20 protein-coding genes are annotated in these 21526 nt (G+C 46.7%); 5 read left to right on the plus strand and 15 right to left on the minus strand.

All coding sequences use genetic code 11. From position 1 onward, the window contains the following. Positions 1 to 7: 7 nt before the first annotated feature. The gene (gene purL / locus CEQ48_RS14550; protein WP_089071739.1) at positions 8 to 3901 is read right to left on the minus strand and encodes a phosphoribosylformylglycinamidine synthase; all 3894 of its coding nucleotides are present in this window, start codon (positions 3899 to 3901) and stop codon (positions 8 to 10) included. Further along, positions 3898 to 4104 (minus strand): hypothetical protein, encoded by a 207-nt coding sequence (locus tag CEQ48_RS14555; RefSeq protein ID WP_181712757.1) that lies wholly within the window; start codon positions 4102 to 4104, stop codon positions 3898 to 3900. The genes purL and CEQ48_RS14555 overlap by 4 nt, the downstream gene beginning before the upstream one ends. A gap of 106 nt (positions 4105 to 4210) precedes the next feature. Between CEQ48_RS14555 and mltF the strand changes: the two genes are divergently transcribed. Then, positions 4211 to 5803, plus strand: a complete 1593-nt coding sequence (mltF, locus tag CEQ48_RS14560; protein WP_089071741.1) for a membrane-bound lytic murein transglycosylase MltF — start codon at positions 4211 to 4213, stop codon at positions 5801 to 5803. A gap of 178 nt (positions 5804 to 5981) precedes the next feature. Continuing rightward, entirely contained in the window at positions 5982 to 6113 is a 132-nt protein-coding gene (locus tag CEQ48_RS20485; protein WP_000946179.1) for a hypothetical protein, read from the plus strand. A 45-nt stretch (positions 6114 to 6158) separates the two neighbouring features. Here the strand turns inward: CEQ48_RS20485 and tadA are convergent, their stop codons facing one another. Together tadA and CEQ48_RS14570 are read right to left on the minus strand one after the other, a co-directional pair. Next, positions 6159 to 6677: a tRNA adenosine(34) deaminase TadA gene (gene tadA / locus CEQ48_RS14565; protein WP_089071742.1), complete on the minus strand. Its 519-nt coding sequence runs from the start codon at positions 6675 to 6677 to the stop codon at positions 6159 to 6161. A 36-nt stretch (positions 6678 to 6713) separates the two neighbouring features. Further along, entirely contained in the window at positions 6714 to 7598 is an 885-nt protein-coding gene (locus CEQ48_RS14570) for a LysR family transcriptional regulator (protein ID WP_089071743.1), read from the minus strand. 152 nt (positions 7599 to 7750) lie between these two features. Between CEQ48_RS14570 and CEQ48_RS14575 the strand changes: the two genes are divergently transcribed. Further along, complete coding sequence (locus CEQ48_RS14575) at positions 7751 to 8881, plus strand: S-(hydroxymethyl)glutathione dehydrogenase/class III alcohol dehydrogenase (protein WP_089071744.1); 1131 nt, start codon at positions 7751 to 7753, stop codon at positions 8879 to 8881. Positions 8882 to 8932: 51 nt separating this feature from the next. Then, positions 8933 to 9778, plus strand: a complete 846-nt coding sequence (gene fghA, locus CEQ48_RS14580; protein ID WP_089071745.1) for an S-formylglutathione hydrolase — start codon at positions 8933 to 8935, stop codon at positions 9776 to 9778. A 43-nt stretch (positions 9779 to 9821) separates the two neighbouring features. On the opposite strand, the gene CEQ48_RS14585 is transcribed toward fghA, so the two are convergent. From CEQ48_RS14585 to CEQ48_RS14610, 5 genes are all read right to left on the minus strand, one after another. After that, positions 9822 to 11381: an AbgT family transporter gene (locus tag CEQ48_RS14585; RefSeq protein ID WP_089071746.1), complete on the minus strand. Its 1560-nt coding sequence runs from the start codon at positions 11379 to 11381 to the stop codon at positions 9822 to 9824. A gap of 394 nt (positions 11382 to 11775) precedes the next feature. Beyond that, complete coding sequence (locus CEQ48_RS14595) at positions 11776 to 12189, minus strand: type IV pilus modification PilV family protein (protein WP_089071747.1); 414 nt, start codon at positions 12187 to 12189, stop codon at positions 11776 to 11778. Beyond that, a complete protein-coding gene (locus tag CEQ48_RS14600; RefSeq protein WP_181713419.1) occupies positions 12179 to 13411 on the minus strand; it encodes a hypothetical protein in 1233 nt (410 codons plus the stop codon). Before CEQ48_RS14600 ends, CEQ48_RS14595 begins: the two co-directional genes overlap by 11 nt. Next, positions 13411 to 14001 (minus strand): prepilin-type N-terminal cleavage/methylation domain-containing protein, encoded by a 591-nt coding sequence (locus tag CEQ48_RS14605; protein WP_181710852.1) that lies wholly within the window; start codon positions 13999 to 14001, stop codon positions 13411 to 13413. Before CEQ48_RS14605 ends, CEQ48_RS14600 begins: the two co-directional genes overlap by 1 nt. Further along, the gene (locus tag CEQ48_RS14610; protein WP_181710851.1) at positions 13982 to 14494 is read right to left on the minus strand and encodes a GspH/FimT family pseudopilin; all 513 of its coding nucleotides are present in this window, start codon (positions 14492 to 14494) and stop codon (positions 13982 to 13984) included. Before CEQ48_RS14610 ends, CEQ48_RS14605 begins: the two co-directional genes overlap by 20 nt. A gap of 96 nt (positions 14495 to 14590) precedes the next feature. Between CEQ48_RS14610 and CEQ48_RS14615 the strand changes: the two genes are divergently transcribed. Beyond that, on the plus strand, positions 14591 to 15034 hold the full coding sequence (locus tag CEQ48_RS14615) for a type IV pilin protein (protein WP_089071751.1): 444 nt from the start codon (positions 14591 to 14593) through the stop codon (positions 15032 to 15034). A gap of 82 nt (positions 15035 to 15116) precedes the next feature. Here the strand turns inward: CEQ48_RS14615 and dnaJ are convergent, their stop codons facing one another. The 6 genes from dnaJ to CEQ48_RS14640 form a co-directional block, all read right to left on the minus strand. After that, entirely contained in the window at positions 15117 to 16265 is a 1149-nt protein-coding gene (dnaJ, locus tag CEQ48_RS14620; protein ID WP_089071752.1) for a molecular chaperone DnaJ, read from the minus strand. 199 nt (positions 16266 to 16464) lie between these two features. Next, positions 16465 to 18372, minus strand: coding sequence for a molecular chaperone DnaK (gene dnaK, locus CEQ48_RS14625; protein ID WP_000516151.1), 1908 nt, complete (start codon positions 18370 to 18372; stop codon positions 16465 to 16467). A gap of 282 nt (positions 18373 to 18654) precedes the next feature. Continuing rightward, positions 18655 to 19437 (minus strand): metal ABC transporter permease, encoded by a 783-nt coding sequence (locus CEQ48_RS14630; RefSeq protein ID WP_089071753.1) that lies wholly within the window; start codon positions 19435 to 19437, stop codon positions 18655 to 18657. Next, positions 19434 to 20333 carry a metal ABC transporter solute-binding protein, Zn/Mn family gene (locus tag CEQ48_RS14635; RefSeq protein ID WP_089071754.1) on the minus strand — a complete coding sequence of 300 codons (900 nt, stop codon included), beginning with the start codon at positions 20331 to 20333 and terminating at the stop codon, positions 19434 to 19436. Before CEQ48_RS14635 ends, CEQ48_RS14630 begins: the two co-directional genes overlap by 4 nt. Continuing rightward, complete coding sequence (locus CEQ48_RS20425) at positions 20317 to 20643, minus strand: hypothetical protein (RefSeq protein WP_232477854.1); 327 nt, start codon at positions 20641 to 20643, stop codon at positions 20317 to 20319. The genes CEQ48_RS14635 and CEQ48_RS20425 overlap by 17 nt, the downstream gene beginning before the upstream one ends. A 20-nt stretch (positions 20644 to 20663) precedes the next feature. Continuing rightward, a complete protein-coding gene (locus tag CEQ48_RS14640; protein ID WP_232477855.1) occupies positions 20664 to 21491 on the minus strand; it encodes a hypothetical protein in 828 nt (275 codons plus the stop codon). Between the last annotated feature and the right edge of the window lie 35 nt (positions 21492 to 21526).

Consider the following 21526-nt stretch of genomic DNA (forward strand, 5'->3'; position numbering starts at 1 on the left):
TGCCTACTTAACCAAGGTATTTACGGGCATTTTGGAACATACGCATCCAAGCGCCATTCTCACCCCAGTTATCAGGGTGCCACGAGTTGGCGACGGTACGGAATACACGCTCAGGGTGCGGCATCATAATCGTCACACGACCATCTTGAGTGGTTAAACCGGTAATCGCATTCGGTGAACCGTTCGGGTTGCTTGGGTAAGCTTGGGTTGGCTGACCAAAGTTATCCACGAAACGAATCGCTACGGTGCCAGATTGCTCAATTGCCGCCAGATGCTGAGCATCACGCACTTCCACACGACCTTCACCATGAGAAACCGCAATCGGCATTCTTGAGCCCGCCATCTCGCTAAAGAACAGCGATGGTGATTTTTGCACTTCGACCAAGCTAAAGCGTGCTTCAAAACGATCCGACTCGTTACGCACAAAACGTGGCCACAGCTCTGCGCCCGGGATCAAATCACGCAGGTTAGACAGCATTTGACAGCCGTTACACACCCCAAGTGAGAAAGTATCTTTACGTTGGAAGAATTGCTCAAACTGCTCACGCGCTTGGGCGTTAAACAGAATCGATTTCGCCCAACCTTCGCCCGCCCCCAGTACGTCACCGTAAGAGAAGCCACCACAAGCCACCAGACCTTGGTAAGCATCGAGCACGGTTTGCCCAGTCAGAATGTCGCTCATATGCACATCAACCGCATCAAAACCAGCGCGGTCAAACGCTGCCGCCATCTCAACATGTGAGTTGACGCCTTGCTCACGCAAAATCGCCATTTTCGGACGCACACCTTTGGCGATGTAAGGCGCAGCAACGTCGGCTTGCACATCGTAAGTTAACTTCGCATTCAAGCCCGGGTCACGGTTATCTTGTTTGGCCGCAAACTCTTGATCGGCACACACCGAGTTATCACGCAGCGCTTGCATCTTATGGGTCATTTCCGCCCAGATGGTGCGCAGCTCAGTACGAGAACGCTCAATCAAGACTTCTTCACCACAAGTGATCAGCAGACGATCGGATGCTTCTACTTCACCAATCACGTGAGCACACGCATCTAAGCCATGGGCGGCAAGCGTTGCCAGAACGGCATTCAGCTCATCATTTTTCACCTGAATCACAGCGCCAAGCTCTTCATTGAACAGTGCCACCAGTGCATCATCACCCAAGGTTTCAATATTGGCTTTAATACCACAGTGACCCGCAAAGGCCATTTCCGCCAACGTCACCAATAAACCGCCGTCACCTTTGTCGTGGTAAGCCACCAGCTTGTCGTTACGCACCAGCGTTTGTACTGCATCAAAAAAGCCTTTGAGCTGCGCCGCGTTATCCACATCAGCCGGCTTATCACCCAACTGTTTGTACACTTGCGCCAATGCGGTTGCGCCAAGACGATTTTGACCATTACCCAAGTCAATCAAGATTAAGCTTGTCTCACCAAGGTCAGTACGCAGTTGTGGGGTCACGGTCTTGCGAATGTCTTCCACACGTGCGAAAGCGGTGATGATGAGTGACAGCGGCGAAGTCACTTCTTTCTGCTCACCATTTTCCTGCCACTTAGTTTTCATCGACATCGAGTCTTTACCGACTGGGATAGTGATACCCAGTGCTGGACAAAGCTCTTCACCGACCGCTTTCACTGCTTCATACAGACCAGCATCTTCACCCGGATGGCCCGCTGGTGACATCCAGTTCGCAGAGAGTTTGATACGTTTCAGATCGCCAATATCGGTTGCGGCAATGTTGGTAATGGCTTCACCGACCGCTAAACGTGCAGAGGCACCGAAATCCAACAGCGCAACTGGGGTACGCTCCCCCATCGACATGGCTTCGCCGTGGTAAGAATCAAAACTCGCGGCCGTTACCGCGCAGTTTGCGACAGGAACTTGCCATGGACCGACCATTTGATCCCGCGCGACTAAGCCAGTCACTGAGCGGTCACCGATGGTGATCAGGAACGTTTTTTCTGCTACTGCCGGTAAACGCAGTACGCGATCCACCGCTTCATTGAGCTCAATACCAGAACGCTCTAGCGCTGGGCTTGAAACTTTCAGCGTGCTCGCTTCACGATGCATTTTCGGCGGCTTACCCAGCAGAATATCCATCGGCATATCAATCGGCGTGTTAGCAAAGTGGCTGTCTTCCAGCGTCAAATGGCGCTCTTCGGTCGCTTCACCCACTACAGCATAAGGGGCGCGCTCACGCTGGCAAATCGCATCAAACAGCGGCATATCTTCCACTGCAACCGCCAGCACATAACGCTCTTGCGATTCGTTACACCAGATTTCTAATGGGCTCATGCCCGGCTCATCATTCGGCACATTGCGCAGTTGGAATTTACCACCGCGATCGCCGTCATTCACCAGCTCAGGCAGTGCGTTAGAGATACCGCCCGCGCCCACATCGTGGATAAAGGCGATTGGGTTTTTGTCACCAAGCTGCCAGCAGCGGTCAATCACTTCCTGACAACGGCGCTCCATCTCAGGGTTTTCACGCTGCACAGAAGCAAAATCCAGATCTTCAGCAGACTGGCCAGAAGCCATCGAAGAGGCTGCGCCACCACCGAGACCAATGTTCATCGCAGGACCACCGAGCACGATCAGTTTTGCCCCCACAGGGATCTCTTTCTTCTGAATATGTTCGGCGCGAATGTTGCCCATACCGCCGGCAATCATGATCGGCTTGTGATAACCACGCACCTCTTCACCGGCATGTGAGGTCACTTTTTCTTCATAAGTGCGGAAATACCCAAGTAGGTTCGGGCGACCAAATTCGTTGTTGAACGCCGCGCCGCCAAGTGGCCCTTCCAGCATGATATCCAGCGCATTCACAATACGGCTTGGCTTACCAAAATCGCTTTCCCATGGCTGTTCAAAACCGGGAATACGCAAGTTCGAGGTGGTAAAGCCCACCAAGCCCGCTTTAGGCTTGCCGCCAATACCGGTTGCGCCTTCATCACGAATTTCACCGCCAGAGCCCGTTGAAGCCCCCGGCCAAGGCGAAATCGCAGTTGGGTGGTTATGCGTTTCCACTTTCATCAGAATGTGGGCATCTTCATGGTGATAAGAGTACTGACGGCTCTCGGGGTCGGGGAAGAAACGGCCAACCGTCGAGCCAGTCATTACCGCGGCATTATCTTTATAAGCCGAAAGCACATAATCCGGCGTCTGTTCAAAGGTGTTTTTGATCATCTTGAACAGTGACTTGTCTTGCTTAACCCCATCAATCGTCCAATCGGCGTTGAAAATCTTGTGGCGGCAGTGCTCTGAGTTCGCCTGCGCAAACATCATGAGTTCAATGTCGTTAGGATTACGCCCCAGTTTAGTGAAGCTCTCAACCAGATAATCAATTTCATCTTCCGCCAATGCCAGACCAAGGGAAACGTTTGCCTCTTCAAGCGCACGACGACCGTCCGCTAACACATCGACCTGACTCATCGGTGCAGGTTCCGCCACGCTGAACAGTTGCTGGGCATCGGTGAGTTCTGCGAATACGACTTCCATCATGCGATCGTGTAGCAAGGCTTTTAGAGTGACAACTTGAGCTTCGGTAAGCGGCATTTCTGTCTCAACATAATAAGCCGTACCGCGCTCAAGACGCTTGATACTGCGTAAACCACAGTTGTGTGCAATATCGGTGGCTTTAGAAGACCAAGGTGAGATGGTACCCGGACGCGGCGTGACCAATAACAGTAAACCTTGCGGTTCATGTTCTTGGATCGTTGGACCGTAAGTGAGCAGTTTTTCGAGCTTTTCCAACTCTTGCGGATTGAGCTCTGCCTTGAGATCGGCAAAGTGCATAAACTCGGCGTAAATGCCTGTCACTGGGAGGTGTTGTTCACGACACGCGGTGAGGAGCTTGTTAACACGAAACTCTGAAAGAGCTGGGGAGCCACGCAAAATTCTCATGTGCTTAGGTCTCTATGTCCAATTGATTGAGGTGTAATTGGCATAAACTCTTTCAAATACAGAACATTAAACTCTATTTGTTGAATGTATGCCGATTTCACCTCTACTAATGGCTGCGCATTATAGAGGATTTCTTTTTGTGACGTAACACCAAAAGCAACCGTTTGCGTCATTTTTTTCGTTAATTTTGAGTTACGACCCATTTGCACAAATCTTCGAGCAAAATGACAGCTTAATCAGTGAGGACTTTGCCAAAACCAGCGCCTTTGATATAAAGGCATCTGTCTTGATGAGAGAAAACCCAAATTGATGACTCCTTTTGCTTATAAATTCCCCGTTCGCGCACTCTGGCTAGGCCTATTAAGCCTGCTCTTAGTCGGTTGCCAAATCGACTCAGAGCCCAAAAGCGAGCTAGAGAAAATTCGTGAACGTGGTGTTTTACGCGTCGGTACTCTCAACAACCCCCTCTCCTATTACATCGGCCCTGATGGTCCAACGGGATTGGATTACGAGTTAGCCCGCGAATTTGCCAAAGAGCTTGGCGTAAAATTGGAAATGAAGCCGGCATACCGCCTATCTAGCCTGTTTCCTGCCTTAAAAAACGGCGAAGTGGACATCATTGCCGCCGGCTTAAGCCAATCCGAACAGCGACTTAAGGATTTTCGTGCCGGGCCTGCTTATTATTACGTCTCACAGCAAGTGGTCTATAAAAAAGGTGACTGGCGACCACGCAGCTTCAAACAGTTGGTCGAACGTCAGCAAGCCTTATTAAAGGACAATCCTGAATTATCCTTTTTCAGCGTGGTGGACGACTCACATTTTGAGCACACCTTGCTAGCCAAACAGCAGAAATACCCCGATTTTCAATTTCACGTCGACAGCAATTCCGATGTGAATGACTTACTGAAAAAGGTCTCACAAGGCGAGTTACTGTTTACTATGGCCGACTCTGTTGAGGTGTCGCTTTCTCAACGCATCTATCCTGAACTGGCAGCGGCATTTGAATTAACCGAAGATCAGCCGATCTCATGGTTTATCCGCCGTTCCGACGATGAAAGTCTGTATGCCTTAATGATTGAATTCTTTGGCAATCTCAAGCAATCGGGCTATTTGGCGTCTTTGGAAGAAAAATACATCGGCCATATCGGTGCCTTTGATTATGTCGATACCCGCGCCTTTATTCGCGCGCTGGATACTCGATTACCTCGATGGACACCTCTCTTTCAAAAGTACTCGGCAGAGTTTGATTGGCGCTTAGTTGCAGCGCTTGCGTATCAGGAATCGCACTGGAATCCGTACGCAAAATCGCCCACAGGTGTCCGTGGTTTGATGATGTTGACACTTCCAACCGCGCGCAGCGTAGGGGTAAGCGATCGCCTCGATCCAGAACAGTCGATTCGTGGCGGTGTGGAATACCTGCGGCGTATGATGGAACGCGTTCCTGATTCGATTTCCGAACATGAAAAAATTTGGTTTGCCTTAGCCTCTTACAACATTGGCTACGGACATATGATGGATGCGCGGCGCTTAACCAAAAGCCAAGGCGCAGATCCTGACTCATGGGCGGATGTGAAAGATCGCCTGCCGCAGTTACAGCAGAAAAAATATTTCACTCAAACCCGCTATGGTTATGCGCGTGGCGATGAGGCACGCAGCTATGTAGAAAACATCCGCCGTTACTACCAAAGCATCATCGGCCATCTTGAGCAGCGTCAATTGGCGACAGGCGATGAAAGCATTGAAGATCTTGCCGTGATTGCTCTTGATGACGAGTTTTTCAATGAAGAAACCAGCCGTGAAGCTTTGGATGAAGAAGCGGTAACACTCGAATCTGATTCACTTGAAAGTAGTGAATCTAGCGCCGAGCCATCTGCCAAGCCATCCACTGAGAGCAAAAATTAGCCACTTGATTTTTAGGAAGAAAACACGTAAATCAATGTGTGAATTAAATCGCTTTCCTGTTGTCAGAAACAGGTAACATTCCAATGCAATAATAAAGCAGATCGATAAGCGATTTATTAGGTTCCCTGACGTTAAGTAGTCAGGGTTTTTATGTCAGTCAGTCGTAGGAGGGTGTTTTATGTTGAGACGTAAACGTCAATCAAAACTCCTGAACAAAACCGTATCCGCTAACCGCAGACGCCGTATGCTGGCCAATAGCAAGAAAAAAGTCTTGGCTCGTCACCGTGCGTTCGTCCAGTTAAGCTGCTAGATACCACTCGAATGGCAAACATCATTGTCGATGTTTGCCAAAGATTTACTTCTTTTCTTTCCTTTCCGCATCCCGTTTCGCTTTGATCTCTTTTCTTCGACGCTGGAAAAATGCTTGTAGCTGAGCTCGGCATTCCTCTTCCAAAAGCCCTTTCTCAACCGTCGCGTAGTGGTAAGCCGCTTGGCTGCTAAACAGATTTATCACCGTTCCCGCCGCGCCCGCTTTCAAATCTGGCGCGCCATACACAATACGTTTTACCCGACTATGCAACAGTGCTCCTGCACACATGGGGCAAGGTTCCAGTGTGACATACAAGGTGGTATCGAGTAGTCGATAGTTATTCAGCGCTTTCCCTGCTTTTCGAATCACTTCAATTTCCGCATGCGCAGTTGCATCATGATGCGTAATAGAACAATTCCAGCCTTCTGCAATGATTTGCCCATCTCGAACCAACACAGCTCCAACAGGGACTTCTCCCAGTTCCTCTGCTTGAGCAGCTAACGCAATGGCTCGGCGCATAAATTGCTCATCGAGAAGGGAAAATGATGGGAATTTCTCTGCCATGTTTACCTCTATCGTCTAGGGCGGAAATTATAACGGTTAATCGGAGGTACATAAATGCTGTGCCAAATACTCAACCAGTAAACGAACTTTTGGTGATAAATGTCGATTGTGCGGATAGAGAGCCCAAACTCCTTCACGATCATCTCGGAAATGAACCAATACTTCGATAAGCCGGCCGGAGCTCAGATGCTCATCAACGTAATAATCGGGCAACTGAACTAAGCCAATCCCTTTTAATGCAGCATCCAATAAAACAACGCCGCTAGAACAACGAATTCGCCCATTCACTTTGACAGTGCGACCTTGTTGATTTTCTTTAAAACGCCAATGATCGTGCGTACCAACTAAGCAATTGTGCGAAGACAAATCCGATAAAGTGTGGGGCATACCGTGTTGTGCAAAATAGTCTGGTGTTGCACAAACATGAAGGTGTCGGTCGTTCAATCGACGGGCTATGGAACTGGAATCTTCAAGTTGGCCAAGGCGAATCGCGACATCCACTCCTTGCTCAATCAAATCAAGTTTTTGGTTGTTGAGTACCAGTTCCAAATCAATTTTGGGGTAGAGCAACAGAAAATCATTCAACAAGGGGGCAATTTTTTGCTCACCATAAGTGACTGGTGCTGTGATTCTTAATTTGCCTTGAGGAGTCTCCTGCATTTGTGTCACAGCAAGTTCGGCTTGATGAAGCCCTTCTAATAGACTACGACAATGTTGAAAATAGATCAGCCCCGCTTCAGTCAATGAGACCTTTCTTGTAGAACGCAACAACAGCTTCACACCTAAACGATCTTCCAATTGGCCGACTCGTCGACTCACATTAGCTACAGAAGTTTCAAGGCGCGTCGCAGCAAGAGTAAAGCTGTTAGTTTCAGCCACTGCAACAAACTCATTCACACCTTCCCAATGAATATTCGCCATTACATCACTACCTCACTTGCATTATTACAATTTAGTAAAAGTAATTATCAATTAAACAGGATTATAAACCAAATTGAAATAACTATACTAAACCTCATCGTTCGGTGTGTAGATAAACCTCCGCTTAGTTAGACAATTAAAGGATCCATTCCATGACTCAAGATAAATTCATCAAATCACGTGCAGCAGTTGCTTGGGGGCCAAATCAACCACTGAGCATCGAAGAAGTCGATGTAATGTTACCGAAATATGGAGAAGTTCTCGTTCGTATCGTTGCGACAGGCGTTTGTCATACTGATGCCTTCACGCTTTCTGGAGACGATCCAGAAGGTGTCTTCCCTGCAATTTTAGGACACGAAGGTGGCGGTATTGTAGAAATGGTTGGCGAAGGCGTTACCAGTGTATCGGTTGGCGATCATGTTATTCCCTTGTACACCGCAGAATGTGGTGAATGTAAGTTCTGTCGTTCTGGCAAAACCAACTTGTGCCAAGCAGTTCGTGAAACACAAGGCAAAGGGCTAATGCCTGATGGCACCACTCGCTTTTATAAAGATGGTAAGCCTATTTTCCATTACATGGGTTGTTCAACTTTTTCTGAATATACAGTGTTACCGGAAATCTCGCTGGCGAAAATCAATAAAGATGCCCCTTTGGAAGAGATCTGTTTACTCGGCTGTGGTGTTACCACAGGCATGGGAGCAGTATTAAACACAGCTAAGGTGAAGCAAGGCGATACAGTGGCTATCTTTGGCCTTGGCGGTATTGGCCTCTCAGCTATTATTGGAGCACGCATGGTCGGAGCAAGCCGTATCATTGCCGTAGACATTAACGACAAAAAATTTGAACTGGCTAAACAACTAGGCGCGACAGATTGTATTAATCCTCGACAGTTTGATAAACCGATTCAAGAAGTCATTATCGAAATGACCGATGGCGGTGTTGATTTTTCTTTCGAGTGTATCGGTAATGTCAATGTGATGCGCCAAGCTCTCGAATGCTGTCATAAAGGTTGGGGGGAGTCGATCATCATCGGGGTTGCAGGTGCTGGGCAAGAAATCTCTACTCGCCCGTTTCAGTTAGTCACTGGCCGAGTCTGGCGGGGCAGTGCATTTGGTGGTGTAAAAGGCCGCACTCAATTACCAACAATCGTTGAACAATACCTCGCTGGTGAGTTTGGATTACAAGAATTCATTACACACACCATGCCACTGGAAGAAATTAACGATGCATTTGAACTCATGCACTCTGGAGAGAGCATTCGATCGGTAGTTCACTTCGAATAAATTATTAATAAACAGTAGATTGGCGAGCTCATGCTCGCCAAAGGAGTCTGCATGGTTTTAACACATCTTAGTCAATCAAGAGTTTTCCAGGGTTGGCATAAGCAATACCAACATCGCTCAGAAGTACTCAACTGCATGATGCGATTTTCGATATTTTTGCCTCCACAAGCTACCAATAACCACAAAGTTCCAGTCTTGTATTGGTTGTCTGGTCTCACCTGTAACGACGAAAACTTTATGCAAAAAGCTGCAGCATTTGAAAAAGCTGCTGAACTTGGGTTGGCAATAGTAGCAGCTGATACTAGCCCGAGAGGAGAAGGAGTGGCTGATGATCCAGATGGACAATATGACTTAGGTCTTGGTGCGGGATTTTATCTCAATGCCACTCAGCAACCTTGGAAAAGGCATTATCAAATGTATGACTACATAGCCTACGAATTACCCAAGCTGATTGAAGAAAACTTCCCTGTCACTCAAAAAAAAGCAATCGCAGGGCATAGCATGGGAGGACATGGTGCGCTAACTATCGGCCTACGTAACCAAGGGCACTATTGCTCCATCTCTGCATTTAGTCCGATTTGCCATCCAATTAATGCACCATGGGGGCAAAAAGCCTTTCGTCATTATTTAGGGGAAAATACCGAAGATTGGCAACAGTATGACACTGTTCAGTTACTCAAAACTCAGCCTCTTGAACTGCCAATATTGATAGACCAAGGAATGGCAGACCCTTTCCTTGAAGAACAGTTGCAAATTGAAGCGCTTAAACAAGTGATACCGAGTGAAACCAAGAAAATAGAGATTCGTCAGCAGCCCGGCTATGACCACAGCTATTTTTTCATTCAGAGCTTTATTGCTGAACATCTTACCTTCCATTGGCAACATCTTTCCGTTTAAAGCAAAAAGCCTGCATTGCAGGCTTTTTGCTTATCCAATGAGATTACATTGTATAGGTGTATGGCGCTTGAATACCCAGCGGGATCCCCAATGCCCAGTAAACCAGCAGGAACAGTGACCAACCAATCAGCATAGCAATTGAGTACGGCATCATCATCGAAGCCAAAGTACCAATCCCTGTTGATTTCACATAGCGTTGGCAATACACCACCACCAGTGGGAAGAACACCATCAATGGCGAAATAATGTTAGACACCGAATCACCCACACGGTACGCCGCTTGAGACAGTTCAGGAGAAATGCCCACAGCCATCAACATAGGCACCAAAATTGGACCAATCAGAGCCCACTTGGCCGATGCTGAACCCACTAGCAAGTTGACCATAGCGGTGAGTAGAATCATGCCCACAATAGTGGCTTGGCCTGGCAGATCCATAGCTTTCAAACCTTCGGCACCGTAAAGTGCCAACATAGTACCAATGTTCGATTGACCAAAAGCAGACAAAAACTGCGCACAGAAAAACGACATTACAATATACGCGCCCATGGTCGACATGGTTGCCGACATCGCTTTGATTACATCGTTACTATTCTTGAAGGTTCCCGCAACACGGCCATAGACGATACCAGGGATGATAAACAGGATAAAAATCAATGGCACAATTGACTTCATGATCGGCGCAGTGAAGGCCGTAATTTGTCCATCAGGAGAACGCAGTGCCGAATTGTCAGGCCATACTGCCGCCACTAACAGTGCGATACCAGCGATCATTGCCCAGCCTGCGTAGCGGAAAGCTTTTGATTCAATCGCAGTGAAAGAGCCCAAATCAGGAGCTGATTCTGCATCTTCATCCACTTTAGTGGCCGCTAGACGAGGTTCGATGACTTTATCGGTGACATACCAGCCAATAGCAACGATGACGATAGAAGAAAGGCCAGTGAAGTAAATATTGGCTAATGGGTTTACTTGGTAGGACTGATCCAACACTTGCGCTGCCGTTTGCGTAAAGCCCGCCAACAGCGGATCGATACCTGACGGAATAAAGTTTGCCGAGAAACCACCAGATACGCCAGCAAACGCGGCAGCAATACCTGCGAGCGGATGACGACCTGCAGCATGGAAAATAATACCGCCCAGTGGAATCACCAGTACATAGCCTGCATCGGCCGCAGTATGCGAAACAATCGCCACCAAAATCAGCATAGGTGTTAGTAGTTTCGCAGGCGTGACATTAAGCATTTTCTTTAGGCCAGTGGTAATAAAGCCTGAAGAGTCAGCAACGCCCACCCCTAGCATAGCGACAAGAACAATCCCCAATGGCGCAAAACTGGTAAACGTGGTCACCATATTGGCAAGAAAATGAGCCAGTGATTCGCCGGTCAGTAAATTTTTGATTTCAAGAGCTTCATTAGTACGAGGGTTAGTCAAATCAAAACTAACGTTAGAGAGCAGAGCAGAGGAAACCCAGACGATAACTAATGCCCAAAAGAAAAGAATCGCAGGATCTGGGATTTTGTTCCCTGCCCGTTCAATAAAGTTTAAAAAGCGGTCCATCCCACTTGATTTGGCCGATGGCGCTTGATTGATAGCTTGGTTACTCATAGAAAATTCCGTAATGTGATGTTGCTGCGTGAGGCCTTGTTAGAGTGGCCTTCTGTATCCGTTTCGAGTTTCCCTGTAGCCATTGAGATTGGTCACAATGAAACGGCGATTTGTCGTTTGGCATTGTATAGAAACGCCTAAACCAAAGCACAGTGTTCGTTCTTTTTTTACATATTTAGAGACATATTTTGCAAAAAAAGAAAACCAAAGATACACACTCGAAACATTATCGAAAAAACAACACATACATTTAAGAAACGAATTTGCAAAACATGAGTTTGCAAATATCGCCGCCAACAGAATTGAAAGCGGCAAACAATGGTAGGGAAGTACATACGAATGCGAAAATCACAATAGAACAAAGCGAGAGCAATACTTTCCTCATAGCCCTTTCTCAATCAAATTCGCTGTATTTAGAGATCATGGTTTTCAACTCCACCGACTGAGTTTCACCATGACGATCTTCCCATGACGCTTCGATACGAATAGTTTTTAATGACCCCGATAACGTTGCAGCAGGTACAGACCAAGACAAGGTATAGAAAGGATGTGAAGCATCATTCCCAGATACAATATCGGTCGCGAAATCAGCTGCAGGCATCGCTGGGTTGGCCGAAGAAGCGCCACGAGTACGAAACCACTCCAATTTTTGCTCGGCAAGGTTCAGAGCCTCGATACTGTGCATGGCGAAATCGGCACGCTGCTCAATGTAAGCTTGCAGTTTCACCAGACCAAGCGCACCAACCCCAATCAGCACAAAAGAGAGCATTACTTCAATTAAGCTAAAACCACCTTGCTTATTGCGCATTCCAGCTACCTTCTTTCCAACGAGGATTAACAAAATTCCTTGTAATATTATCAATCACATCTTTATTAAAATTAAACACTAGAGAATTATTAAATGCAGCAGCTTGTCCGGAACTATCAAGAAATTGTCCTCCAGTTACGGTAAAAGAGCCATGCTGATAATAAGATGCAATGGTTCTGAAAGAATCTGGTATCACACTAGGATTGTGGTTTAAATGAGCATTAGCGTCAAAAGAAGCCCAATGTTCAGTCGATGGCACATAGTCTTTATTAAAATGAAAAAGAACACCTTTCAGTTCTCCATTTCCCATAACAGAAAATATCCCCTCATGTACTAATATCAACACTCCAGGTGTTTTTTGAGAGGCTGAAGAAATTTTTTCTGTGTAACTAGCATCAAGCTCACACCCTCCCTCTATCCATAGGTGATAATTTTTACTTTCTATTTGCTCCAATATTTTTTTGCCACATTCAGGAACAACTTTAGGCTGCCCACCACTGTTTTCAGGTGCGGTTATTTGAGTAAACTTTGGATTATTTTTTATTTTTTCGTGCTGTTCTGCACTTACACCGAAAAACTCTTCAAACAAACTCATATCTGGCTGTTTAACAAAATCATGTCCAGAAGGCAATTCTCCAGTCGCACTAGATTTATATGTAGTTTTGCAATCTTTACCGCTTGGATTTACGAAACCAGAATAGGGTGGTTTATTCGGAATCAATATTCCATCATTTTGTATAGCACCTGATGCATCAAAAATATTCTTATACCTTAGTGCTATACATTCCCAGCCATCAATATTGAAAACCCCTGGGTCTGGAATAATATCGATACTTCCTCGAACATAAATATCAGAAGCCGATTGGATTGCACCGTGAGCCCTGTTTCCTGAGATAAGAATATCTTTAACTAATAATGTATAACTATATCGAGAAATAACTTTATACCCTGAACTGATTAAACTAAATTGAGGAATTACGCCCAACCCACTATCGCAATCGTTAACTATCCCAGGAAGGCCATTGGTAATTAAGAACTGGGAATATCCGCACTCTAATCCACCCTCAGCTAACCAATGTTCTTGCCTCGCTTTAACCTCATTCTGCGCCCGCTTAATTTGGTAAAACAGATTTTTATAGGAGCCTAAGGTGACCACTAAAGCAACAGAAAGTAATATAGACGTGATTAATAAGGTCGCTACCCCTTGTTGATATTGACGCATCATTGCCAATTCCTTTGTTGAACCTGTAATGACATTGCATGAGAAATCGAGGGATCATTTTTTAACTCAGCCGCCATAGAGATAGAAATAAATGCACTTTCAACTGCAGAACCTGATAACACTGTTCGATGAACTTCAAACTGAGTTACTTTAATTTGTTTTGGATCAAAGAGATCAAAACATCCTGTCGCTGCCGAAACGATGTTCAAAGGTGAAATGGAGTCCTTTTGGCAATAATTCAACATATTATTGTTGAGCTGATATACAGTATTGCTCGCTTCACTCGCAGTCTTTCTATAGACATAACCGATTTTATTCGCTTGTTGATATAGAACATTAGCTGAGCCAGAAAGCATCATTGAGTTTGTTGCTATTCCATCAAACCCCGCACGCTGAATATCCTCTTTCATTTGTTGCATCACACTGCTCATCTGTTGCAGCAGCATAATTTCTTTACTACGCTGTGCGGCAGCTTTCTGGTTAGAAAGAAACACAGCCCCAACAATTCCCAGTGCTATCGCTCCAACCAAGGCTGCGATCATAAATTCAATGAGCGTATTACCTTGTTGTTTAGCACTTTTCAAAGCCATATTTTGCCTCACTCTCAGTGCATACTTTTATCCGTCCAGCTCGATTATGAACCGTAATTTTTATCGGATTCGTATCCGATTCAGATTGCTTAATCGCTATACTTCCCGCTTCTTGCGGATTCCCCATTACATGATCAAATTTCACGCTAGTTAAAGAGTTCGTACTCGAGACCACCAAATTCCGATATCGATTACCTTGAAGTTCAGCAACCGTATTAGCTGTCGTAATTGCGGCAACATCAGATACACTCGCGAGCAATAACTTCCAATTCCCGGTGGATGACGGAAAGTCTTGGATGTGAACCCACAAGTCTTGGTTTCTCAACACTGATTCAGATTTCGCTTGAATCAAAAAACCCTGCAATTCATTGGCTAAATTCACCATTTTAGTTTGCTGGCTGACTTTGGAAAAATTAGGGGCAGCAAAAAGCAATAGCGCAGTTAAAACTGCGACAGTGATAAGAAGCTCCAATAAAGTAAAGCCGCGATGCATTTCCCAAAATCCTTTGCAAACTGTGAGAGGATGATGAATCAACTTGCATAGATGCTAACAGCTATCAACAATGGTGTTGTTTTATAAAGAGAAGTAATGGAAATGATTCGAAAAATTTTCTGCAAGCCAAGCATGAGTCGGCAACAAGGTATGACATTGATCGAATTAATGATCGCCGTGGTGATTGTGGGTGTATTAGCGAGCATCGCCTATCCTGCTTATACCAACTATGTCAAAGAGGGGCATCGTAAGCAGGCGATGGCAGATATGGCCAAAATTCAGCTCTACTTAGAAGAAAAATATAACAATGGTTATACAGCTACGGGCATCGTTGATGCGCAGAAGGTATGTAATGCGTTTTGCAGCGTAAACAGCGACCGCTACAAGATTGTTATCGAAACAACAACGAGCAGCTACACGATTACAGCTACCCCACAATCTAGTAAAGGGCAAAATAGTGATAAATGTGCAGGGAACACCTACACATCCCTCACATTAAATGAGAAAGGGGTCACATCACCGAGTACGTGCTGGAAATAGCAACCCGGTTCATTTCGCTTTGCCTGAAACAAGAAAAGACCAGCTTGCTGGTCTTTTCTCTAAGTGACTTATTCCGTCGTACTTAACTGGTTAGATCATCAAAAAACTTCTTCACACCGTTAAAGAAGCCTTCGGCTTTCGGCTTGTGTTTGGTTGCCGCTTCGCCACCACAGGAGTCTTCAAACTCTTTCAACAGCTCTTTCTGACGAGCACTCAAATTGACTGGGGTTTCGACCACAAGTTTGACAATCAGATCGCCTAATGCTGCAGAGCGAACGCTTTTCACACCCTTACCGCGCATGCGGAACATGCGGCCGGTTTGGGTTTCAGCCGGCACTTTTAAGCTCACACGGCCATCAAGTGTGGGAACTTCCACTTCACCGCCCAGAGCCGCCATCGCAAAGCTCACTGGCACTTCACAGTACAAGTTATTGCCATCGCGCTCGAAAATGTGGTGCTCTTTGACATGCACTTGTACGTACAAATCGCCTGCTGGCGCCCCCATTTCTCCCGCTTCACCTTCACCAGCCAGACGGATGCGATCACCCGTATCCACACCGGCTGGAATTTTCACATTGAGTGTTTTGGTCTTTTGCTTACGACCTTGGCCATGACAGACGTTACAAGGATCTTTAATGATCTTGCCTTTACCATGACAGGTTGGACAGGTTTGCTGCACCGCAAAGAAGCCCTGACGCATCTGAACTTGACCATGACCATGACAGGTTCCGCAAGTTTGTGCTGAGGTGCCTTTTTTCGCACCTGAGCCATCACAAGCGTCACAGTGTACTAATGTCGGTACTTCAATCTCTTTCGAGCAGCCACGAACCGCTTCTTCAAGGCTCAGTTCCATGTTGTAACGTAGGTCGGAGCCACGCTGTGCTCTTGGGCCGCCGCCACGGCGACCACCACCGAAGATGTCACCAAACACATCACCAAAGATATCGCCAAAGTCAGCAGCACCGCCACCGCCGAAGCCGCCACCACCAAAACCACCTGCGCCTTGCTCAAACGCCGCATGGCCGTATTGGTCATAAGCGGCTTTCTTCTGCGCATCAGTCAGAATTTCATACGCTTCTTTGACTTCTTTAAACTTTTCCGCCGCACCAGCATCTCCCGAGTTGCGGTCCGGGTGGTATTTCATCGCAAGGCGTTTGTATGCCTTTTTAATATCACGCTCGGAGGCGTCACGGCCTACGCCTAATACTTCGTAAAAATCACGTTTTGACATGTTCTCAGTCACCAATTTATTACTGCCAACGGCTACGCCGCTCGGTGGGTATCGATATAGATAAGGGGATCAAGTTGCCTTTATCTTTAGCGACACGCTTCAAACAGACGGGCGTAAGAGTTACCTCAAACGCCCGCTGTTTCAAAGTTCAATAAGAACTCAGCAAACCGCACGAGTTATTTCGTGCGGTATAGCTCAATTACTTCTTATCGTCGTTAACTTCTTCAAACTCAGCGTCAACTACGTCATCTTCTTTTGTTGAAGACTGTTCAGCGTTTGCACCTTGTGCTTGAGCTTGTTGCTGCGCGATTTCCATCAGCTTCTGTGCCGCTGCCATCAGTGCTTGCACTTTGGCATCGATTTCCGCTTTGTCTTCGCCTTTTTTCGCTGTTTCTAGCTCGTTAATCGCCGTTTCGATCTTCGCTTTCTCATCCGCTGGCAGTGCTTCGCCTGCTTCAGTGATTTGTTTGCGAGTCGCGTGGATCATCTGGTCTGCTTGGTTACGTGCAGTCGCTAACTCTTCGAACTTTTTGTCCGCTTCTTTGTTCGCTTCTGCTTCTTGAACCATTTTTTCGATTTCAGCATCGCTCAGACCGCCAGAAGCTTGGATAGTGATCTTCTGCTCTTTGCCTGTCTGCTTGTCTTTTGCTGAAACGTGCAGGATACCGTCCGCATCCAAGTCGAAGATTACTTCGATTTGTGGCATACCGCGTGGCGCTGCGTTGATACCCTCTAGGTTAAATTGACCCAGAGATTTGTTGTACATCGCTTGCTTACGCTCACCTTGCAGTACATGGATGGTTACTGCGCTTTGGTTATCTTCCGCCGTAGAGAACACTTGGTTCGCTTTGGTTGGGATAGTGGTGTTTTTCTCGATGAGTTTGGTCATCACTCCGCCCATGGTTTCAATACCCAGAGACAGAGGCGTTACGTCTAGCAGCAGAACGTCTTTTACTTCACCCGCCAGAACACCACCTTGAACCGCAGCACCTACCGCTACCGCTTCATCAGGGTTCACGTCTTTACGTGGCTCTTTACCAAAGAATTCAGCCACTTTCTTCTGAACCATTGGCATACGAGTTTGACCACCGACAAGGATAACGTCAGTAATCTCGTTCACAGACAGGCCAGCGTCAGCCAGAGCAACTTTCAGAGGCTCCAGAGAACGTTGAACCAAATCTTCAACCAGCGCTTCCAGTTTCGCACGAGTCACTTTGATGTTCATGTGCTTAGGACCGGTCGCATCTGCCGTGATGTATGGCAGGTTAACGTCAGTTTGCTGCGCAGAAGAAAGTTCAATTTTCGCTTTCTCAGCCGCTTCTTTCAGACGTTGCATTGCTAGCGGGTCGTTACGCAGATCGATACCTTGGTCTTTTTTGAATTCGTCAACCAGGTAGTTGATCATGCGGTTGTCAAAGTCTTCACCACCTAGGTGAGTGTCACCGTTGGTAGACAAAACTTCGAAGGTTTTCTCGCCTTCAACTTCATCGATCTCAATGATAGAGATATCGAATGTACCACCGCCAAGGTCGTATACCGCGATTGTGCGATCGCCGCCTTGCTTGTCTAGGCCGTAAGCCAGAGCGGCTGCGGTTGGCTCGTTGATGATACGTTTCACTTCTAGACCTGCGATACGGCCAGCATCTTTGGTTGCTTGACGCTGAGCATCGTTAAAGTAAGCAGGTACAGTGATAACCGCTGCAGTAACTGGTTCACCGAGGAAATCTTCCGCGGTTTTCTTCATTTTCTTCAGCACTTCAGCAGACACTTGAGGAGCCGCCATTTTTTGGCCTTTCGCTTCAACCCAAGCATCACCATTGTCAGCCTTAACGATTTTGTAAGGCATGATTTTGATATCGCGCTGAACTTCTTCGTCTTCAAAACGACGACCGATCAAACGCTTGATTGCAAATAGCGTATTTTGTGGGTTAGTGACTGCTTGACGTTTTGCAGGTTGACCCACCAGAGTTTCACCGTCTGTATAGGCGATTACAGAAGGAGTAGTACGCTCACCCTCTGCGTTTTCAATTACGCGAGGCTTGTCGCCGTCCAACACAGCAACACATGAGTTTGTAGTACCTAAGTCAATACCAATGATTTTACCCATCAGGCTATCTCCAAAAAAATTCTATGTTCGATTTGTATACCCCTAATGTGGGGATGGAGAATCGGGTTTCAACCCCTACTCACAAACCAAAACGGGCTTGTTTGCTTCTCGTATGCCCCTTAAATAAGGTCTTCAAAAGCCATTTCAAGGGTAAAAGTGAAAAAAATTCAAATTTATTATGTTTTAAGGCATAAAAAAGCGAAGCCAATCGGCTTCGCTAATCATCATAAATTCAACAAGGTGACTGAAATTGAACGTCACAATGTGTGGATGAATGTTTAATTATTGCTTAACGCAAAAATAAGGTCGTTTAACCACCGCCAAGCGCCAATAGCAGAGGGCTCCCAAAATACCAAAACTTGCCATCGCAATCACCACACTGGGTCCAAGCGGATAATCCCACCATAACGAGGTGAAAAATCCGATAGCGCCGCCCGTCAATCCAATCCCGAAAGCAGCCCACCAGTATTGGCTAGGCTTAAACAGCAGCGCAAACAAGGCTGGCATGATTAACGCAGCAAACTCAAGGTAGACGCCTAGGCTAATCACCAACGGGGGAATCGCAAGTGCAAATAATACATAGAATGCCGGCCCGGTTAGCCAAGCACTCTTTTGCCAATTGACCCAACACAAAATAATCGTCACAACGACCACAGGCCATATGTCTCGAGTATCCGCCCACAGCAGCCTGCCATTGAGCAAGGAATCAATTAATTCCTTACCATGCGCCTGAGTACTGATGAGATTGACCGCCAAGCAAGCTGCAACCACATACAGCAGCCCGATCAAGGCTTCTAAATGTGCAGCAAGGTGGCGTTCTAAGTACACCAACAGTAAAGCGGTCGGAAGGGTAAGCAAATACGATGCAATCAGTTTGATAAAGACGTTGATTTCTAAGCCGGTGTACAGTTCAACCAAGACCATAGCTAACGCGGCGACTTGAGCCATTGCAAGGTCAATAAACACCACGCCACGAAGTAGCACTTGCCGCCCCAAAATGATGTTGCTAACCAGTGCAAAAAGGCCAATCGTAATAGGCGCGATCAGCCAGCTATACTCGGTCATGGCTCCGCTCTCAACTTGAGTAACTGGGCAATGCTGTCATCGATCAATTCGACTAAGCTGTCGGTATTCTCTCTGCCCCCTACGCTCTGAGCGAGTTGAACAATCGGTAACTGACTGCGCTGAGCCAACCAATTCGCGGCATCAACTGGCTGATGGCTCGAATACACAATGCCACTGACTTGACTAAAATCCGTCCGAGCGAGTTCATTCAGGTGTGCCATTGTAGGGGGTAACCCTGGCTTTGGCTCCAAATCTGCAACTTGTTCAACACCCAACCAAGCGTACAGATAACGGTGGGTTTGGTGGTACCCAACCACTCGCATACCTTGTAATGCCTTGCCCTGTTCACGCCATGCAGAGACTCGCTTTTGCCAATCTGCACGAAAGCGCAAGCCCATGCCTTGATACAAAGCCTGGTTTTCAGGGTCGATCTCCGACAAACGCTTGGCCAACGCATGCGATATGTCTGGCATATCGGCGACAGCAAACTGTACATGAGGATTACCGTGTGCATGAACATCGCCCATCGCGCGGTCGACATGCTCATGTTTATCAAGCACATCCACGTAGTCACTCACCCAAAATAAACCCGCTTGCCCCGGTTGCACTTTGGGGTTGCGGCTTTGTCTTTGCAATTCAGGCAGCCAGCCAATTTCAAGTTCAGCCCCCGAGCAGACGACCAAATCGGCGCTGCGCATCTTCGCGATCAATGATGGCCTCGCTTGAATGTAGTGCGGATCTTGCATCGCTGTCGTCGCGGAGTAGATTTGCGCGCTTGGCGCATGCTGGCGAACCAAATCCTCCCAATCAGGCTGACAAACAAAGACATTTAGGCTAGCTACGCTAGGAAAACTGAATAGGGCAAATACACTTAGCCAGTTAAAACGCATGCGCATGATGAGCTCCAAAAGACATGACGTATTGCAAACTAAATAGTGTCTCATCGCGATGAATTTGTTTTTCGTAAGTCACTTGGCCACGTACGCGACCAAAATGGGAGGCATGCCAATCGAGCGCCAAATCCAATTCCTTGAGGTCATCACGAGAAAACTCACCATGGAAATGATCAATATGCGCATGTACATCGCCATCTACTGTACGCATTTCTCCATAACGAGTGCTCACTGTCCAACTCGGTAAAAATTGGTAAGCCAGTTCAGCATACCAACCATGAGCATTTTGCTCCGCTCCAGGGGCTTTTGACATTTGTTCATCAAATCGATTGTCTAGATACCAGAATTCACTGGTAGCCCTAACGTTACTTTGGCGATAATTCCCTTCCGGTGCCCATTTCCAGGTGAAATCCGTACCGTAGAGGTTTCGCCCAGTGAATGAAGGGCCATGTGAATGTCCGGCGTGATCATGGACATGATCATGAGCATGCCTGTGTGCAGCGTGGGTATGCTCAGCGGAGAATTGTCGCCCATTCGCATTGTAGAGAGAACTGATCCCCAACGCCAGCTGTGTTCAACACCGAGATCTGCACCTATCTGTAGATTCGCTGTATAAACACCGAGAGTAACCGGATCCTTATACCCTGCATCAATCGACTTACCGCTTAATATCTCAAAACTGGTTTGTAAATAAAAATCTGTAGGCAGCAACCAACTTAGTTGCACGCCATCATCAAAATAATGTCCGCCAAGTAACGCGCGGTATACGGCAGGCCGCTCCACAAAAGCATCTTCATGCATATGTTTACTATTTAAATACCCAATGTTAGAAAGCATGCGCCCCGCTTTCAATTTTGCCCCGAAAGGCAAACTCAGTGTTTCTATCCAAGCTTCTTCAAGTTCTAATTCTGTCTCACCGCCATGGCTTGCCAATACGGACACTAATTGACCTTTAAAATGATGATCAATATTGCTACTTAGTACCAACTCTGAATGGCCAAGAGCAAAACCTTCATCACGGGATCCCCAATGGCGAGCCTCATTTTGATAGCTTCCATCAAGTACGACACCTATATCTAAACTATTTTGCGCCAGAGTTGGATTAGCCAAGATAACACCTAGTGATGCGGCCAATAACTTACTGATTTGTAAACCCTTCATAAAACCCTCTAGAACAAATGATAATCATTAACAAA

It is taken from the genome of Vibrio tarriae, assembly GCF_002216685.1.
Lineage (GTDB): Bacteria > Pseudomonadota > Gammaproteobacteria > Enterobacterales > Vibrionaceae > Vibrio > Vibrio tarriae.

Excerpts from the sequence above, each read along its gene's own strand:
- purL (WP_089071739.1), bottom strand. The coding sequence starts at position 3,901 with ATGAGAATTTTGCGTGGCTCCCCAGCTCTTTCAGAGTTTCGTGTTAAC.
- CEQ48_RS14555 (WP_181712757.1), bottom strand. The coding sequence starts at position 4,104 with ATGGGTCGTAACTCAAAATTAACGAAAAAAATGACGCAAACGGTTGCT.
- mltF (WP_089071741.1), top strand. The coding sequence starts at position 4,211 with ATGACTCCTTTTGCTTATAAATTCCCCGTTCGCGCACTCTGGCTAGGC.
- CEQ48_RS20485 (WP_000946179.1), top strand. The coding sequence starts at position 5,982 with ATGTTGAGACGTAAACGTCAATCAAAACTCCTGAACAAAACCGTATCC.
- tadA (WP_089071742.1), bottom strand. The coding sequence starts at position 6,677 with ATGGCAGAGAAATTCCCATCATTTTCCCTTCTCGATGAGCAATTTATG.
- CEQ48_RS14570 (WP_089071743.1), bottom strand. The coding sequence starts at position 7,598 with ATGGCGAATATTCATTGGGAAGGTGTGAATGAGTTTGTTGCAGTGGCT.
- CEQ48_RS14575 (WP_089071744.1), top strand. The coding sequence starts at position 7,751 with ATGACTCAAGATAAATTCATCAAATCACGTGCAGCAGTTGCTTGGGGG.
- fghA (WP_089071745.1), top strand. The coding sequence starts at position 8,933 with ATGGTTTTAACACATCTTAGTCAATCAAGAGTTTTCCAGGGTTGGCAT.
- CEQ48_RS14585 (WP_089071746.1), bottom strand. The coding sequence starts at position 11,381 with ATGAGTAACCAAGCTATCAATCAAGCGCCATCGGCCAAATCAAGTGGG.
- CEQ48_RS14595 (WP_089071747.1), bottom strand. The coding sequence starts at position 12,189 with ATGCGCAATAAGCAAGGTGGTTTTAGCTTAATTGAAGTAATGCTCTCT.
- CEQ48_RS14600 (WP_181713419.1), bottom strand. The coding sequence starts at position 13,411 with ATGCGTCAATATCAACAAGGGGTAGCGACCTTATTAATCACGTCTATA.
- CEQ48_RS14605 (WP_181710852.1), bottom strand. The coding sequence starts at position 14,001 with ATGGCTTTGAAAAGTGCTAAACAACAAGGTAATACGCTCATTGAATTT.
- CEQ48_RS14610 (WP_181710851.1), bottom strand. The coding sequence starts at position 14,494 with ATGCATCGCGGCTTTACTTTATTGGAGCTTCTTATCACTGTCGCAGTT.
- CEQ48_RS14615 (WP_089071751.1), top strand. The coding sequence starts at position 14,591 with ATGGAAATGATTCGAAAAATTTTCTGCAAGCCAAGCATGAGTCGGCAA.
- dnaJ (WP_089071752.1), bottom strand. The coding sequence starts at position 16,265 with ATGTCAAAACGTGATTTTTACGAAGTATTAGGCGTAGGCCGTGACGCC.
- dnaK (WP_000516151.1), bottom strand. The coding sequence starts at position 18,372 with ATGGGTAAAATCATTGGTATTGACTTAGGTACTACAAACTCATGTGTT.
- CEQ48_RS14630 (WP_089071753.1), bottom strand. The coding sequence starts at position 19,437 with ATGACCGAGTATAGCTGGCTGATCGCGCCTATTACGATTGGCCTTTTT.
- CEQ48_RS14635 (WP_089071754.1), bottom strand. The coding sequence starts at position 20,333 with ATGCGCATGCGTTTTAACTGGCTAAGTGTATTTGCCCTATTCAGTTTT.
- CEQ48_RS20425 (WP_232477854.1), bottom strand. The coding sequence starts at position 20,643 with ATGTCAAAAGCCCCTGGAGCGGAGCAAAATGCTCATGGTTGGTATGCT.
- CEQ48_RS14640 (WP_232477855.1), bottom strand. The coding sequence starts at position 21,491 with ATGAAGGGTTTACAAATCAGTAAGTTATTGGCCGCATCACTAGGTGTT.